Here is a 14,630-nt window from a genome sequence, read left to right as displayed (position 1 = left end):
GGTTCTCGGAGTTCACCCCGTTCCTCCCTCACGCGGCTCGCGGCCCTTGCCCGGCGGTCCCGCGAACGCCTGGGCGATGTCCAGCCAGCGGTCGGCGTCGGCGCCCTCGGCGTGCACGGCCAGGTCGGCGCGGTGCCGGCGGCGGGTCGCCAGCAGGCACAGGTCGAGCGCCGGGCCCGTGACGCGCTGCGCGGCGTCCTCGGGTCCGTACGCCCACAGCGTGCCGTCGGGGGCCGACAGCTCCACCCGGAACTCTTCGGCGGGCGGGGTCAGCCCGTTGACGAAGTAGGCGTAGTCGCGGGCCCGTACGGCGATCCGCGCCACGTGCCGCAGCCGCGCGGTCGGCGCCCGCCGTACGCCGAGGGCGTCCGCGACGTCCTCGCCGTGCGCCCAGCTCTCCATGAGCCGGGCCGAGGCCATGGACGCGGCGCTCATCGGCGGCCCGAACCAGGGGAAGCGCGTCCCGGCCGGCTGCGCCCGCAGGGCCTCCTGGAGTGCGGTCCGTCCCGAGCGCCAGCGTGCCTGCAGTTCGGCGGGCGGCAGTGCCGCGCCCTCCTCGGCGCCCTCGTCGACGAAGGTGTCGATCGCGGCGGCGGCCTTCTCCACCACGGAGCCGAAGCCCTCCGGGTCGGTGACCGCCAGCAGGGACTGGCGGTCGGTCCAGGCCAGATGGGCGATCTGGTGGGCGATCGTCCAGCCCGGGGCGGGCGTCGGCGCCGCCCAGGCGCTCTCCGGGAGCGGGGCGACCAGGGCGTCCAGGCCCTCGCTCTCGTCCCGCAGATCGTCCAGTACGGGTGTCGGGTCGGACAAAGGTCCCCCTGAATGACGCAGCGTCAGCGGTGCCGTGCGCGTCACAGGCTGGCACCGCGGCCGGAAACAATCAAGCGTGCTTGCATGATTTTTCGCCGGGGCCCCGGTGGGGCGGCCCGAAGGCCGCCTGATTGACTGCATCGGGCCGCCCGGCGATCCCGGGGCCGCGCCCACGGCCCACCGGACGACCCGAGGTTCCATGCACACCCTGCCACCCCTTCTCTCGGGTTTCGTCCCCATATGGGCCCTCAGCGCGGCGGGTTACGCGGTCGGCCGGACCGGGCTGCTGGGGCAGCAGGCGGAATCCGTCCTCGGGCGGTTCGTCTTCCATGTCGCCATGCCGGCCGCCCTCTTCACCACGGTCGCCGGAACACCGCTGGACGCCTTCGCGAACATGTCCATGATCGCCTTCGCGGCCGGAACGGCCCTGGCGTGCCTGCTCGGGTTCGCCGTCAGCCGCTGGCTCTTCGGACGGCGCCTGCCCGACCAGGCGATCGGCGGCATGGCGGCCGGCTACGTCAACTCCGCCAACCTGGGCATCCCGGTCGCGGCGCAGATCCTCGGCGACGCCTCGTTCGTCGCCCCGGTACTGCTCTTCCAGGTGCTGCTGGTCACCCCGGTGATCCTGACCGTCCTCGACGCCGGTACCGGCGCCGCCGCCGGGCCGAGGCGGCCCTGTCGCGGTGCCGCACGCATGCTGCTGATGCCGCTGCGCACCCCCGTGATCCTGGGTGCGGCACTCGGTTGCGCCGCCTCCGCGGCAGGCTGGCGGCTCCCCGCCGCGCTCGGGCACTCCGTCGAGTTGCTGGGCGGTGCGGGCGTCCCGACCGCACTGATCACCCTCGGCATGTCGCTGCACGGCCGCCCGGCCGCCACGGGTCCGGCGTTCCGGGCGGAGATCGGGGTCACCGTCCTCATCAAGACCCTCGTCCAGCCCCTGACCGCGTTCGCCGTCGGCAGCCTCGTCCTGCACTTGCCGGCGCAGCAGCTCTTCGCGGTGGTGATCCTCTCGGCGCTGCCGAGCGCCCAGAACGTCTTCATCTACGCCCGCCAGTACGACCTGAGCACCGCCCTCGCCCGGGACGCGGTCATGCTCTCCACGCTGCTCTCGATGGCCACGCTCTCCGCCGCGGCCTGGGCCCTGGGCCCCGCGCACGCCTGAGTCCCGCCGTCAACGGGCGCCGGTGACCAGGCGGCTCAGGGCGGGAATCACCTCCCGCAGATCCCCGCCGTCCACCGCGACGGTCGCCGCCGCACGGGCGTCCGTGCCGGCGTTGAACGCCACGCTCAGCCCGACGGATGCGAACAGCGGCAGGTCGGAGCGGCTGTCGCCGACGGCTGCGCAGGAACCGGGAGCCAGTCCCAGCCCGCGCGCCTGGGCGAGGGCGAAGTCCCGTTTGCCGTACTCGTCGAAATGGCGGGCGACCCGGCCCGTGAACCGGCCGCCGGCGGTCTCCGGACGAGGTCCGCAGAACGCGTGGAAGCCGAAGCGTTCGCTCAGGTGGCCGCCGACCGGAGACCACGCCAGGGTCGCCAGGAAGGGCACCAGCCCGTGCCGCCGGCACCAGGCGACGGTCTCCGCGATGCCCGCGATCAGCGGGAGCTCGTCGAGCCAGCCGGCGACCCGCTTCTCGGGCACACCCGCCCACCCCGCGGCATCCAGTTCGGAGACCCGCCGGTTGTCCAGGGCGCCCCGGGCGTAGGCGTCCTCGGCCTCGGTCAACTCCTCCCGATGGCCCAGGAAACCGGCCAGGAAGGCCGACGAACTCGTGCCGGGCACCAGGGTGCCGTCGACGTCGAAGAACACCGCGCCTGCGGGACCGGAGGGGGACACGGACCCAGCATGTCATCGGCTCCCGCTCCCCTCCCCGGTGGGTCACCGGTTCGAGGACGGTCGGAACCACCGGTCGTAGGCGGCGCGGAAACCCGGGGCGGCACCCTCGTATCGCCTCAGCGCGCGGCTCAGCTCGGCCGCCGCCCGGGGAGCGTGGCGCTCGAGTTCGGCCCAGCCGCTGAAGTGCAGCTCGGCCGGCATCGGGACCAGTGCGGTGACGGCGTCCCAGAAGGCGGCCCAGTTCATGCCGTAGAAGGGCGGGAAACCGAGCTCGCGCTTCAGGACGGCGTGAAGGTCCCGCTCGCTGCGGACGGCACCGACGTCGATCACCAGGCGCCGGGGCACTTCCGGTTCCGGATCATCGGGGCACCCCCAGAAGGACGGCAGCCACCAGCAGAGCACCGACAGGTCGTCGGGCCAGGGGCGACGCGTGTCCCCGGTCCAGCCCTCGAACTCGTCCGCGACCGGGTCTATCGGGCGCCAGTCGCGGTCCCGCGGCTCGTCGTCCGCCGGCGGCCGGGCGAACCGCCTCCCGCGCTGGTCGCAGGCCCCGTAGGCGCGGAAGTTCCCCTGGGCCTCGACCAGCGAGACAGTGTTGGCGCCGCCCGGCATGAACGGCCACCGCAACCGCACCCGGTCGTCCTCCCAGAAGCACACGGGGCAGATGGCATACGAGCCGGGCCATCCGTCCTCGACGTCGAAGACGAGATGACCGCAGCAAGGGCAAGGCCGGCGGGTGTCCACCGGTGCAGTGTGGCCGAGGGCGCCGCCGCGGGGCGACGCGGTGTCCGCCGGTGCCGCCCTCGCGGCATGTCCTGGACCGGGGCGTCGTGGCGGGGGGCCTCCGGGGGAGGCGCCCCGCCACGCGTGGCTCCGTCAGGCGCGGGCGGCCCGCCGCGCCAGCAGGGCGTCCCTGCGCTCCTCGAACTTACGGGCCTGGCTGTCCAGCTCACCCATGAAGAAGCCCAGTTCCTCCTGGGCCTTCAGGCCCTCCGGGCCGAGCCCGCACACCTCCAGCACCTTCAGGTGCCGCAGCACGGGCTGGAGCACGTCGTCGTGGTGGATGCGGAGGTTGTAGATGCCGCCGATGGCGATCCGGGCCGCGGAGCGCTCGAAACCGGGCATTCCGTGCCCCGGCATCCGGAAGCCGACGACCACGTCCCGGATCGCCTGCATCGCCTGGTCCGGCGCCAGTTGCAGCGCCGCCGCCAGCAGGTTGCGGTAGAAGACCATGTGCAGGTTCTCGTCGGTGGCGATGCGCGCCAGCATGCGCTCGCACACCGGGTCGCCCGACTCGCGGCCCGTGTTGCGGTGCGAGATGCGGGTGGCCAGTTCCTGGAAGGCCACGTACGCCACCGAGTGCAGCATGCTGTGCGCGTTGTCGGACTCGAAGCCCTCCGACATGTGGTGCATGCGCAGCCGCTCCAGCTCCACCGGGTCCACGGCGCGGGTGGTCAGCAGGTAGTCCCGCATGACGATGGCGTGCCGGCCCTCCTCCGCGGTCCAGCGGTGCACCCAGGTGCCCCAGGCGCCGTCCCGGCCGAAGAGCGTGGCGATCTCGTGGTGGTAGCTGGGGAGGTTGTCCTCGGTGAGCAGGTTGACCACCAGCGATATCCGGCCGATCTCGGTCACCTTGGACTGCTCCGGCGCCCAGGCGTCTCCGCCCATCACACCGTCGAAGTCGCGGCCCTGACTCCACGGGACGTACTCGTGGGGCATCCACTCCTTGGCCGCCTTTATGTGGCGGTTGATCTCGGTCTCGACCACCTCTTCCAAGGCGTACAGCAGCCTGGTGTCACTCCATGCTTCCGAACCGGCACTCTGGGACGGGGCAATGGTCACGCTGGGCTCCTGGCTGTTCGCGGAGAGTGCTTACGGAATCGTAAGTTACGAAACCGTAGGTTAGGTGACACTGAAAAGGCAACCCGCCGTCAGGCGTACAGGTTCCGCAGGCGAACGGACAGACAGGTCACGCATCCCTCGAGCTTCTCGAACTCGCTGATATCCACTGATACGGGCTCATATCCCATGGTGTCCAGCAGCTCCGCGGTCCTCGGCGCGCTCGCCGCCATCAGCAGCCGCCCGCCCCCGAGCAGCACCACATGGGCCCCCGCCTCCTCCGGCACCGGCAGGAAGCGGGGGAAGACCGACGGGTCGTCAACCAGCGGGGGATGGCCGATCACCGTGCCGTCGGGCAGCGCCGTCACCGCCGACTTCAGATGCAGCACCTTGGTGACGGGAACGGCCACCACCCGCGCCCCGAGCGGCTCGAAGGCGGACCGGAGCTGCCGGACGCCCTCGGCGTTCGTGCGCCCGCCCCGGCCCACGTACACCGTGTCCCCGACCTTGAGGACGTCACCGCCGTCCAGGGTGCCCGGCTCGCGGACCCGGACGACCGGCAGCCCCAGCGCCGCGACCGCCTCCTCGGCCCCGGTCGTCTCCGGCCGCCGGGACACGGCACCGGGCCGGGTGAGCAGGGCGACGTCACGGAAGACGACCACGACGTCCTCCACGAAGACGCCGTCCGGGCAGTCGTCCGCCGGCGGCACCTCCACCGTCTCCCAGCCGTGCGCGCGCAGGGCCGCCACATACCCCTCCCATTGGCGGGCGGCGAGACCGGCGTCGACCGGGGAGCGCTCGATGTGGGTCACCAGCCCCTCGGCGAGGCGGGGGCTCGGGCGGCGGACGAGGGCCCTGTGGCTCGGCATGGGGCGTTCCCTCCCTGGGTCGCGGACGGCCGGGGGCCGTCCCGGGAGCCCGTGCGGGCCGCGGGCGCCGGCCGGCGGGGCGATAGCATCGGCAGCCTGATGAGTGCCACTCTTGTCGTCAAGGATCTCGCCGCCGGGCACGGGGACCGCGTCCTCTTCTCCGGCCTCGACCTCGTCGTCGCCCCGGGCGACGTCATCGGCCTCGTCGGCGCCAATGGCGCCGGCAAGTCGACGCTGCTGCGGATGCTCGCGGGCCTCAGCGCCCCCGAGCAGGGCCAGCTGCGGCTGAGCCCGCCCACCGCGACCGTCGGCCACCTGCCGCAGGAGCCCGAACGCCGGGCGGACGAGACGGTACGGGCCTTCCTGGCCCGGCGCACCGGCGTCGCCGCCGCCCAGGCCGCGCTCGACGCCGCCACCCAGGCGCTGGTCGACGGGACGCCCGGCGCGGACGACGCCTACAACGACGGTTTGGAGCGCTGGCTCGCCCTCGGAGGCGCGGATCTCGACGAGCGGTCCGAGGAGATCACCGACGCGCTCGGGCTGACCGTCGGTCTCGACCTCCCGATGACGGCTCTCTCCGGCGGCCAGGCCGCCCGCGCCGGCCTGGCGTCCCTGCTGCTCAGCCGTTACGACGTCTTCCTCCTGGACGAGCCCACCAACGACCTCGACCTGGACGGCCTGGAGCGCCTGGAGACCTTCGTCAAGGGCCTGAAGGCGGGCACCGTCGTGGTCAGCCACGACCGCGAATTCCTCACCCGTACCGTCAACCGGGTTGTCGAACTCGACCTGGCCCAGCAGCAGGTCAACACCTACGGCGGCGGATACGCCTCCTACCTGGAGGAGCGCGAGACCGCCCGCCGCCACGCGCGCGAGGAGTACGAGGAGTACGCCGACACCAAGGCCGGCCTCGAGGCCCGTGCCCGCATGCAGCGCAACTGGATGGAGCACGGCGTCCGCAACGCCCGCCGCAAGGCGAGCGACAACGACAAGATCGGCCGCAAGCTGCGCGCCGAGTCCACCGAGAAGCAGGCGTCCAAGGCCCGCCAGACGCAGCGCATGATCGAACGCCTGGACGTCGTCGAGGAGCCCCGCAAGGAGTGGGAGCTGCGCATGGAGATCGCCGCCGCGCCCCGCGCCGGTGCGGTCGTCGCCACCCTGCGCGGCGCGGAGGTACGCCGCGGCTCCGGCTTTACCCTCGGGCCGGTCGACCTGCAGATCGACTGGGCCGACCGGGTGGCCATCACCGGCGCCAACGGCTCCGGCAAGTCGACCCTCCTGGCCGCCCTCCTCGGCCGCGTCGCGCTGGACGCGGGCGCGTCCCACCTGGGTCCCGGGGTCGTCGTCGGGGAGGTCGACCAGGCCCGCAAGCTCTTCCTCGGCGGCGAGTCGCTGCTGGACGCCTTCGGCGCCGAGGTCCCCGACACGAGCCCCGCCGACGTCCGCACCCTGCTCGCCAAGTTCGGTCTCAAGGCCGCCCACGTCCTGCGCCCCGCCGCCACCCTCTCGCCGGGCGAGCGCACCCGCGCCGCCCTCGCGCTCCTCCAGGGCCGCGGCGTCAACCTCCTCGTCCTGGACGAGCCCACCAACCACCTCGACCTGCCCGCCATCGAGCAACTGGAGTCGGCCCTCGCCTCCTACGACGGCACCCTGCTGCTGGTCACCCACGACCGGCGGATGCTCGAGGCCGTCCACACCACCCGGCGCATCAGTGTCGACGCGGGGCGCGTCACCGAGCACTGACACGGTTCCGAGAGCGTGCCCAGGACCCCCTCCCATGGGAAGATCGGCACCGTGACCGGGGTTGAATGGACGACCTGTGGTCCGTCCGCGCCCTGAAACGAGGAGATCGAACGTGAGCATCTACGACATCCCGCTGCGCACCCTCACCGGTGAGCCCGCCTCCCTCGCCGACCACCAGGGGAAGGCCCTGCTGATCGTCAACGTGGCCTCCAAGTGCGGGCTGACCCCGCAGTACGAGGGCCTGGAGCGGCTGCAGAAGCGGTATGCCGACCGCGGGTTCAGCGTGCTGGGCTTCCCCAGCAACCAGTTCGCGGGCCAGGAGCCGGGCACGGCCGAGGAGATCGCCACCTTCTGCTCCGCCACGTACGGGGTGAGCTTCCCGCTCTTCGAGAAGGCCGACGTCAACGGTGACGACCGGCACCCGCTGTACGCGGTGCTCACCGAGACCGCCGACGCCGAGGGCCAGGCCGGCGACGTCCAGTGGAACTTCGAGAAGTTCCTGGTCGGCACCGACGGCCGGGTCGTGGGCCGCTTCCGGCCGCGTACCGAGCCCGAGGACGACGAGATCACCGCCGCGATCGAGGCGCAGCTCCCGGCTTGAGCCTGCGCGCGGTACTGACCCGCCTCGCCGTGCCGGCCGTCGTGGCTGGCACGGCGGCCGCGGCCCCGTGGCCGCAGCCGCCGCTGCCGGACCTCATGGCGGACACCGGCCCCGGCACCCAGCTGATCACCGCGGTCGCCGCGGCCCCGGACGCCACCACCGGGACGCTGAGCTGGTGGGACCGCCGGGATGGCCGCTGGATCCTGGCGGGCTCCGCCGCCGCGCGCTTCGGCGCGGGCGGCCTGGCCGAGGGCGACATCCGCGTGCAGAACACCTCGACCACCCCGGCGGGCCTGTACGACCTGCCGTTCGGCTTCGGGACCGAGCGGGCGCCCGCCGGTACGACGACGCGCTATCGGCCGGTCACCGACGACTCCTGGTGGTGCCAGGACAACGCCTCCGATTCCTACAACCGCTGGGTCGAACCCCTGCCCGAGGACTGCGCCCCGGGCGAGTCCGAGCACCTCGCCGACTACGCGGAGCAGTACGCGCACGCCCTCGTCATCGGCTTCAACTACCGCCATCCGGTGCGGGAGCGCGGTGCCGGGATCTTCCTCCACGTGAACGGCCGCGGCGCCACGGCCGGTTGTGTCTCGGTCCCGGCCGGCGCCATGCGGCGTGTCCTGGCCTGGGCCGATCCGGACCGCCGCCCGCACATCGCGATCGGCACGGAAGCGGGCGCGACCGCGATCACCCGCTACTGACCGTGCCGCGGCGGAGTCCGGCGCCGGCCGCCCGCGGACGGCCGGCGCCCCGGTCGGACCCACCGGCACCGACCGCGTAGGGCGCCCTCTGCGATCCGCGTGAGGCGGTGCCGCGGATGCCGTGCGCACGAGGAGGCCGCCGTCCGTGGCCACACGGGCCCCGCGGCGGCCGGAGTACCGCGCCGTTCGCCCCGGCGGGCCGCTCGGACGACCCGACGCGAGGGCTCCGGGCCACCCCCGCCCGCGGTCCGGCGGGGGTGCCGCGGTCCGCGGTGCCTTCGAGGATCACGGGCGGCCACGACATCGCGCCGCACCGGCCGCACCGGCCGCACGGGCGGCGCGGACACCGCCGGCCGATACGCTGAGAGGGGGAAGGCGACGGCCGGACACCTCCCTGGCCTGCGTCTTTTCCCAGCCGAGACCGTTTTCGTCCCGTGAGGATGACCGTGCTGCTCTGTGGCCCCGGCCGCCGTCCCGTCGACCTGCCGTCCTGGCTGGCCCATCCGCTGCGCTGGCAGCGGGGACCGGTGCCCTGGCCGGCGGTGCTGCGGGGGGCGCTCGCCGCGGGACCGCTGCTCGCCCTGGGGATCGCGCTGGGGCGGGTCGAGATCGGGGTGCTCGCCGGGCTCGGCGCGCTGTTCGCCGGGTTCAACGATCTGCCCGGCACCCGCAGGACCGGTGTCGTCCACATCGGGCTGCCCGCCGTCGTCGCCTCGCTCGGTGTGCTGGTGGGCGCCGCGACGCAGCAGGCCCTGAGCGGGTGGTGGGGGCTGCCGGTGCTGTTCGCGGCGGGCGCGGTGTCCGGCGCGGTCAGCGTGATCGGCCCGGTCTGCTCGCGGGCCGGGATGCAGGGGCTGGCCGCCATGGTGATCGGGATGGGACTGCCGCTGCCCGGCCCGCCCTGGTACCGGGCGCTGTGGTTCCTCGCCGGGGCGGGCTACCTCCTGCTGCTGCGGCTCGTGCTGCGCCCGCCGCGTCCGTCCGGTGGCGCGCTGGACGGCGAGCGCGCCTCGCTGGCGCGGATCTTCGACGCCCTCGCCGACGCTCTCGACGCCGTCGGCGGGCCCGGCGCGGAGGCCGCGCGGCGGCGGCTCAGCGCCGCCCTGGACCGGGGCGACGAGGCGGTCCGGCTGCGCCGCCTCAGCCGGCGTCTGCTGCACATGTCCGCACGCCCGGACGAACTGCTGCTGGCGGAGCGATTCGGCGTGGCCACCGAGCTCACCGACGCCGCCACGGCCCTGCTGTGGGAGGCTCGCCCCCTGCCGCCCCGGACCGGCGACGGCCCGCGGCGGCTCGCGGCGGCCCTGCGCACGGGAACGCCGCCCGGCCCCCTCCCGGCGCCCGGGTCGACCACTCCCGCCCGCGCCGCCTTCGACGCGATGATGCTGCACGCCGCCGTCGTCTTCGCCCGCACGGTCCCGGACACGGACCGGCCCGAGGACGCCGCGCCACTCCCCGCCCGCCGCCCGGCGCCGATGCTGCGCCGCCGCGTCCTGGGCCCCGTGGGCCGCGAGTACGGACTGAAGGTCGCGGTGTGCGTCACCGCCAGCGCGGCCGTGGCCCTGGCCCTGCGGGCGGACCACTGGTACTGGCTGCCCCTGACGGCGGCCTTCCTGGTGAAGCCGGACATTGGCCCGCTGTTCTCCCGGGTCGTCAACCGCTGTTTCGGCACGGCGCTCGGCGTGCTGGTCTTCGCCGGGGTGGCCGCGGTCGTCGGCGACGGTATCTGGTGGACCGCGGTCTGCGCCTCCGTGGCGGGTGCGCTCCTGCCGTTCGCGGCTCGTCACTTCGCCCTGCAGACCTCCGCCGTCACGATCATGGTGCTGGCCTTCGTCTGGGCCGGCGGTGACACCCAGGCCGCCGTCTCCAGGCTCCTGGACACCGCGATCGCCTGCGCGATCGTCCTCGTCGTCGGCCACCTGCCACGGATCACCGACCCCACCGCGCGCGTCGGCCATCTGCTGGCCGTGGCGCAGCGGCGTACCCGTGACTACCTGGACCACGTCCTGAGCGCGCCCCCCGACGGGCGCCCCGAGGACCGCAGGGTGCTGCGCCGGGCCGCGTACAGCGCCCTGGGCGAGGCCCGCGTCGCCGCCGAGACCGTGGCCGCCGAGCTCCCCTCGCGGCACGGCGCCAACGGCGACTGGTTCCGTGTGGTGGCCGCCACCGAGCGGATCGTGGACGCGACCACCGCCTGCGTCGTCCGAATGGAGCAAGGGGCCCCGCGCCCTTCGCTCCGTGAGGGTGCGCAGGTCGTCGCCGCCCTGACCGCGCTCGCCGACGCCCTGGACGGACGGCCGCCCGCCGACGGCCCTCCGGAGCTTCCCGTCGCCCCGGAGTGCGAGACGCTCGCGGACGTCGTCGCGGAACTGCACTTCATCCGGGCCATCGTGGCGGGCCTGCCGGCGCCCGCGCGGGGCGGGCGCGGCACACCGCGCCCCGTCGCCACCGCACCGTCCGGAAGCCGGGACTTCCGGGCGGACAATCGTCGCGATCAAGACACATGAGGGACTAAGGTCGGGCCAGTCGGCGACACCGGGAGGTTGACGAGGTGGCCGTATTCCTGCTCGGGGTGGGGGCCGCTTGCTGTCTGGGGCTCGGATTCGTCCTCCAGCAGCTCGCCGCCCAGCGCGCTCCGCTGTCCGACTTCCTCTCCTTCCGGCTGCTGCTGGACCTCATGCGCATGCCGCAGTGGCTGCTCGGCGTGTTCCTGATGATCTGCGGCATGGTGCTCAGCGCCCTCGCGCTGACCCAGGGCGAGGTCTCCCTCGTCGAACCGCTGACCGCGACCAACCTGCTCTTCGCGATGGCGCTCTCGCGCCGCCTCACCGGTCAGAGACTCGGGTGGCACGGCTGGTCCGGCGTGGGCCTGCTGGCGCTAGGGGTGACGGCGTTCATCGTGGCCGGCAGACCCTCGGGCGGCGGACCGCCCGCCGGGGCACTGCGCCACTGGCTGGTCGTCGGCATCGTCGTCGGCCTGGCGCTGCTCCTGGTCGCCTGCGCGCGGCGGCTGCGCCCGTCTCCGGAGGCCACCGTGCTCGCCCTGGCGGCGGGGCTGCTGTACGGCCTGCAGGACGCCCTCACCCGGATCTCGGGCCAGGTGGCCGAGGACGAGGGCGTGACGGCGCTCCTCGTGCACTGGCAGCCGTACGCCGTCGCCGTGATCGGGCTGACCGGTCTGATGCTCGTGCAGAGCGCCTTCGAGACGGCTCCGCTGCGCATGTCGCTTCCCGCGCTGACCGCCGCCCAGCCACTGGCCGGGATCGCCTGCGGCGTCGGCTTCCTCGGCGACCGGGTGCGGGTCACGCCGGGCGCGCTGGCCTGGGAGGCGGCCGGGCTCGCCGCGATCGCCGCCGGCGTCGTGCTGCTCGGCCGGCATCCGGCGATGCCGTGCGGGCACGGCCCGTCCCGGAAGGACGCGGCCGGCGTCGGCGGCACCGGCGAGGAACCCGTCGGAATCGTCCGCTGACCCCTTGACCCGCTGCCGCCCCTGACCACGGCCCCGCCGCACCGTCGGCAAGGGCCCCGGCGTGACAGGCCGGAGGCGGCGGAGGTGCCGAGCGCTGTCCGGGTCGCGAGGAGGCGCGGTCCCCGCGCAGGGCCCGCGCAGGGCCCGCGCCGCGCCCGGGACGCGTCGCCGCCGGGCCGCCGTCGCGGGACGTGTCGGCGTTCCGGGCCGCCTTCTGCGGTCGGCCGGGCCTCCCGGAGCCTTGCCGCGGTCGCGTCCCCGGGGACCGCGGCCCCTGGTGGCCCGGCGCGCTCACCCGGCGAGCAGCCGGGCGACCGTCGCGATCGGCGGCCAGGACCACTGTCCGGCGCGCGCCACCAGGAAGTGCCGCCGGGTGCCGACCAGCGGGTCCAGCGGACGGGTCAGCACGTCCGCGCGCTGCCGCTCCACCCCCGACTCGGCGAGCAGCGCGACACCGAGCCCGGCCCCGGTCAACAGGTTCACCAGGTGCAGGCTGTCGACCCGGTGGACGATGCGCGGCGTGAACCCGGCCAGCGCGCACACGCGCTGCACCAGTTCGTCGTCGTCGCTCCCGCGCGAATTGGTGATCCACCCCGCCTCGGACAGCCTGCTCAGCCCGGACAGCGGCACCGGCCCGCCCGGCCCCGGGTCGCCGGGGTGCCCGGCGGGCAGCAGGAGCAGCATCGGCTGCGTGGCGAAGTGCCGGGCGCTGAGGCCGTCCGGCACGGCGCGCGGCACCAGGCTGTAGTCGTAGACGATGCCGAGGTCCACGTCCCCGGAGAGCAGCAGCGCGAGCGTCTGCTCCGGCTCGTGCTCGTACAGCTGCACCTCGATGCCGGGGTGCTCCTCGCGCAGCCGGCCGAGCGCGGGCACGACCGTCGGTTCGACGGCGCTGACGAAACTGGCCAGCCGTACCCGGCCGGCCGGGCCGGACTCCCCGCGCAGCTCGGCGCGGGCCTCCTCGACCGCTGCCAGGATGCCCACGGCGTGCCCGACCAGGCGTTCGCCGGCCGGGGTGAGCCGCACCCGGCGGCCCACCGGGGTGAGCAGCCGGGTGCCGACCTCCTGCTCCAGGACGGCGAGGTGCTTGGAGACCGCCGAGGTGCCGTAGCCGGTGCGCTCGGCGACGGCGGCCATCGTGCCCAGACGGCTCAGCTCGACCAGCAGGCGCAGCCGGCCGAGGTCGGGAAGGTGGTCGGTCCCCTCGATCATCCACCGATGGTAAACAATGCGTCCGCCAATGACTCGTGGACAGAAACAACGGGTGCCGTGTGCAATGGGATCCGTGTCCGAGCCGCATACTTTTACGTCCCGCCGCATACCCGGCGCGGTGCTGATCCTGGCCGCGATGACGGTGCTGCACACCGGCAGTGCCCTGACGACGGAGCTCTTCGACGACATCGGCCCGGCCGGCACGACCTGGCTGCGCGTCGGCTTCGCCGCGCTGCTCCTGCTCGCCTTCACCGGTCGCTCACTGTGGCCCGCTCTGCGCGCCGCTCCGCGCCGCGACCTGGCGGCCGTCGTCCTGCTCGGAGCCGTCAGCGGCGGCATGATGCTGCTCTTCTCGGAGGCCGCCTACCGCATCCCACTGGGCACCGCGACGGCGCTGGAGTTCCTCGGCCCGCTCGCCGTCGCCGTCGCCTCCCTGCGGCAGCGCCGCGAGCTCGCCTGGCTGCTCCTCGCGGCGGCCGGCGTCCTCTGCCTCACGTCGCCCTGGCAGAGCGGTGCCGATGGCGCGGGCGTGCTCTTCGGCATCGCCTCCGGCGCCTGCTGGGCGCTGTACGTGATCGGCACCCAGCACGTGGGCAGCCGGTTCTCCGCGCAGCACGGCCTCGCCGTCTCCCTCGGCGTCGCCACGGTGTTCACGGCGCCCTTCGGCGCCCCGGGAGTGGTGTCGGGCGGAAGCGGGACGGTCATCGCGGCGGTGGCGGGCATCGCCGTCCTGATGCCGCTGGTGCCCTTCCTGCTGGAGATGAAGGCCCTGCAGCGGATCGGGAAGACCGCCTACGGCACGCTCGCGGGCATGGAGCCCGCGGTGAGCCTGCTCGCCGCGATGGTGCTGGTCTCCCAGGTCCCGACCGTCCTGCAGGCGGCGGGCACCGCGCTGGTCGTCGTCGCGGGCATCGGCGCGGCCCGCGGCGAGAAGCGCGCGGCGGGCCGCGACACCCGCGAGGTCAGCCGAGGCGAACCCGCCGCCCCCGCCCGGGCCCAGGCTCCGGCCGCTCCGGCGCCCTGACGCCAGGGGCCCGTCGGGGCCGCACGAGCGTCCCGGGCGGGAGCGCGGGCGGCCGTGGTCCGGGCCCGAGGCCACGATGCCGCGCAGCGGGGTCAGGCCGGGGCGCACATGCTCCCCGAGGCCGTCGCGGGGTGCGTCCCGCTGTTCAGGCTTCGGCCCGCGCCGGAAAGCGCGAGCCGCCGTTCCGCCGCCGGTACGGGGCACCATGCCCGCCACCGGCGATCGCGCCTTCCGCGGGGCGGCGCCGGTCCGGCCCGGGTGCCTCGCAGCCGTGACCCGACCGGCCGGCGGTTCGCCTGCCGGCACCGGACCGCCCCTGCCGGCCGGTGTGGTGGGTCCGGCCGGGTGTCCGGCCGTGGTTCTCCAGGCGCCACCGCGGCTGCGCCCCGGGAAGCCCGGCGGACCGCCGAAGGCGGCCCGGAACGCCTTCGAGTGCCGGCACCGGACCGCCCCTGCCGGCCGGTGTGGTGGGTCCGGCCGGGTGTCCGGCCGTGGTTCTCCAGGCGCCACCGCGGCTGCGCCCCGGGA

13 protein-coding genes are annotated in these 14,630 nt (G+C 74.6%); 7 read left to right on the top strand and 6 right to left on the bottom strand.

The window, feature by feature from the left end; all coding sequences use genetic code 11:
- Positions 1 to 12 precede the first annotated feature (12 nt).
- Positions 13 to 810 (bottom strand): TIGR03084 family metal-binding protein, encoded by a 798-nt coding sequence (locus AB0F62_RS34225; protein ID WP_361808533.1) that lies wholly within the window; start codon positions 808 to 810, stop codon positions 13 to 15.
- A 199-nt stretch (positions 811 to 1,009) separates the two neighbouring features.
- On the opposite strand from AB0F62_RS34225, the gene AB0F62_RS34220 reads away from it, so the two are divergent.
- Positions 1,010 to 1,972 (top strand): AEC family transporter, encoded by a 963-nt coding sequence (locus AB0F62_RS34220; protein ID WP_361808530.1) that lies wholly within the window; start codon positions 1,010 to 1,012, stop codon positions 1,970 to 1,972.
- A gap of 9 nt (positions 1,973 to 1,981) precedes the next feature.
- Here the strand turns inward: AB0F62_RS34220 and AB0F62_RS34215 are convergent, their stop codons facing one another.
- The 4 genes from AB0F62_RS34215 to ddaH form a co-directional block, all read right to left on the bottom strand.
- The gene (locus AB0F62_RS34215) at positions 1,982 to 2,617 is read right to left on the bottom strand and encodes an HAD-IB family phosphatase (RefSeq protein ID WP_361808598.1); all 636 of its coding nucleotides are present in this window, start codon (positions 2,615 to 2,617) and stop codon (positions 1,982 to 1,984) included.
- A 69-nt stretch (positions 2,618 to 2,686) separates the two neighbouring features.
- Complete coding sequence (locus AB0F62_RS34210) at positions 2,687 to 3,388, bottom strand: CPCC family cysteine-rich protein (protein ID WP_361808527.1); 702 nt, start codon at positions 3,386 to 3,388, stop codon at positions 2,687 to 2,689.
- A gap of 132 nt (positions 3,389 to 3,520) precedes the next feature.
- A complete protein-coding gene (locus AB0F62_RS34205; protein WP_361808524.1) occupies positions 3,521 to 4,486 on the bottom strand; it encodes an acyl-ACP desaturase in 966 nt (321 codons plus the stop codon).
- A gap of 89 nt (positions 4,487 to 4,575) precedes the next feature.
- On the bottom strand, positions 4,576 to 5,352 hold the full coding sequence (gene ddaH, locus AB0F62_RS34200; RefSeq protein WP_361808520.1) for a dimethylargininase: 777 nt from the start codon (positions 5,350 to 5,352) through the stop codon (positions 4,576 to 4,578).
- A gap of 99 nt (positions 5,353 to 5,451) precedes the next feature.
- On the opposite strand from ddaH, the gene AB0F62_RS34195 reads away from it, so the two are divergent.
- From AB0F62_RS34195 to AB0F62_RS34175, 5 genes are all read left to right on the top strand, one after another.
- Complete coding sequence (locus AB0F62_RS34195; RefSeq protein WP_361808517.1) at positions 5,452 to 7,092, top strand: ABC-F family ATP-binding cassette domain-containing protein; 1,641 nt, start codon at positions 5,452 to 5,454, stop codon at positions 7,090 to 7,092.
- Positions 7,093 to 7,204: 112 nt separating this feature from the next.
- Positions 7,205 to 7,693, top strand: coding sequence for a glutathione peroxidase (locus AB0F62_RS34190; RefSeq protein ID WP_361808514.1), 489 nt, complete (start codon positions 7,205 to 7,207; stop codon positions 7,691 to 7,693).
- A gap of 29 nt (positions 7,694 to 7,722) precedes the next feature.
- Positions 7,723 to 8,397: a L,D-transpeptidase family protein gene (locus AB0F62_RS34185; RefSeq protein WP_361808595.1), complete on the top strand. Its 675-nt coding sequence runs from the start codon at positions 7,723 to 7,725 to the stop codon at positions 8,395 to 8,397.
- A 440-nt stretch (positions 8,398 to 8,837) separates the two neighbouring features.
- Positions 8,838 to 10,904, top strand: coding sequence for an FUSC family protein (locus AB0F62_RS34180; protein ID WP_361808592.1), 2,067 nt, complete (start codon positions 8,838 to 8,840; stop codon positions 10,902 to 10,904).
- A 44-nt stretch (positions 10,905 to 10,948) separates the two neighbouring features.
- Positions 10,949 to 11,866 (top strand): DMT family transporter, encoded by a 918-nt coding sequence (locus tag AB0F62_RS34175; RefSeq protein WP_361808511.1) that lies wholly within the window; start codon positions 10,949 to 10,951, stop codon positions 11,864 to 11,866.
- Between the two features lie 291 nt (positions 11,867 to 12,157).
- Here AB0F62_RS34175 and AB0F62_RS34170 read toward each other — a convergent pair whose 3' ends face one another.
- The gene (locus AB0F62_RS34170; protein WP_361808508.1) at positions 12,158 to 13,078 is read right to left on the bottom strand and encodes a LysR family transcriptional regulator; all 921 of its coding nucleotides are present in this window, start codon (positions 13,076 to 13,078) and stop codon (positions 12,158 to 12,160) included.
- A 73-nt stretch (positions 13,079 to 13,151) separates the two neighbouring features.
- On the opposite strand from AB0F62_RS34170, the gene AB0F62_RS34165 reads away from it, so the two are divergent.
- A complete protein-coding gene (locus AB0F62_RS34165) occupies positions 13,152 to 14,102 on the top strand; it encodes an EamA family transporter (protein WP_361808505.1) in 951 nt (316 codons plus the stop codon).
- The last annotated feature ends 528 nt before the right edge of the window (positions 14,103 to 14,630 follow it).

The sequence above is a fragment of the Streptomyces sp. NPDC026673 genome, from assembly GCF_040638135.1.
Lineage (GTDB): Bacteria > Actinomycetota > Actinomycetes > Streptomycetales > Streptomycetaceae > Actinacidiphila.
The sequence above is the reverse complement of the archived record's forward strand: the minus strand, read 5'-3'. Positions and strand labels throughout refer to the sequence as shown.

What these genes read in the sequence shown, in the direction of transcription:
- AB0F62_RS34170 (WP_361808508.1), bottom strand. Translation starts at nt 13,078, where the DNA reads ATGATCGAGGGGACCGACCACCTTCCCGACCTCGGCCGGCTGCGCCTG.
- ddaH (WP_361808520.1), bottom strand. Translation starts at nt 5,352, where the DNA reads ATGCCGAGCCACAGGGCCCTCGTCCGCCGCCCGAGCCCCCGCCTCGCC.
- AB0F62_RS34220 (WP_361808530.1), top strand. Translation starts at nt 1,010, where the DNA reads ATGCACACCCTGCCACCCCTTCTCTCGGGTTTCGTCCCCATATGGGCC.
- AB0F62_RS34195 (WP_361808517.1), top strand. Translation starts at nt 5,452, where the DNA reads ATGAGTGCCACTCTTGTCGTCAAGGATCTCGCCGCCGGGCACGGGGAC.
- AB0F62_RS34180 (WP_361808592.1), top strand. Translation starts at nt 8,838, where the DNA reads ATGACCGTGCTGCTCTGTGGCCCCGGCCGCCGTCCCGTCGACCTGCCG.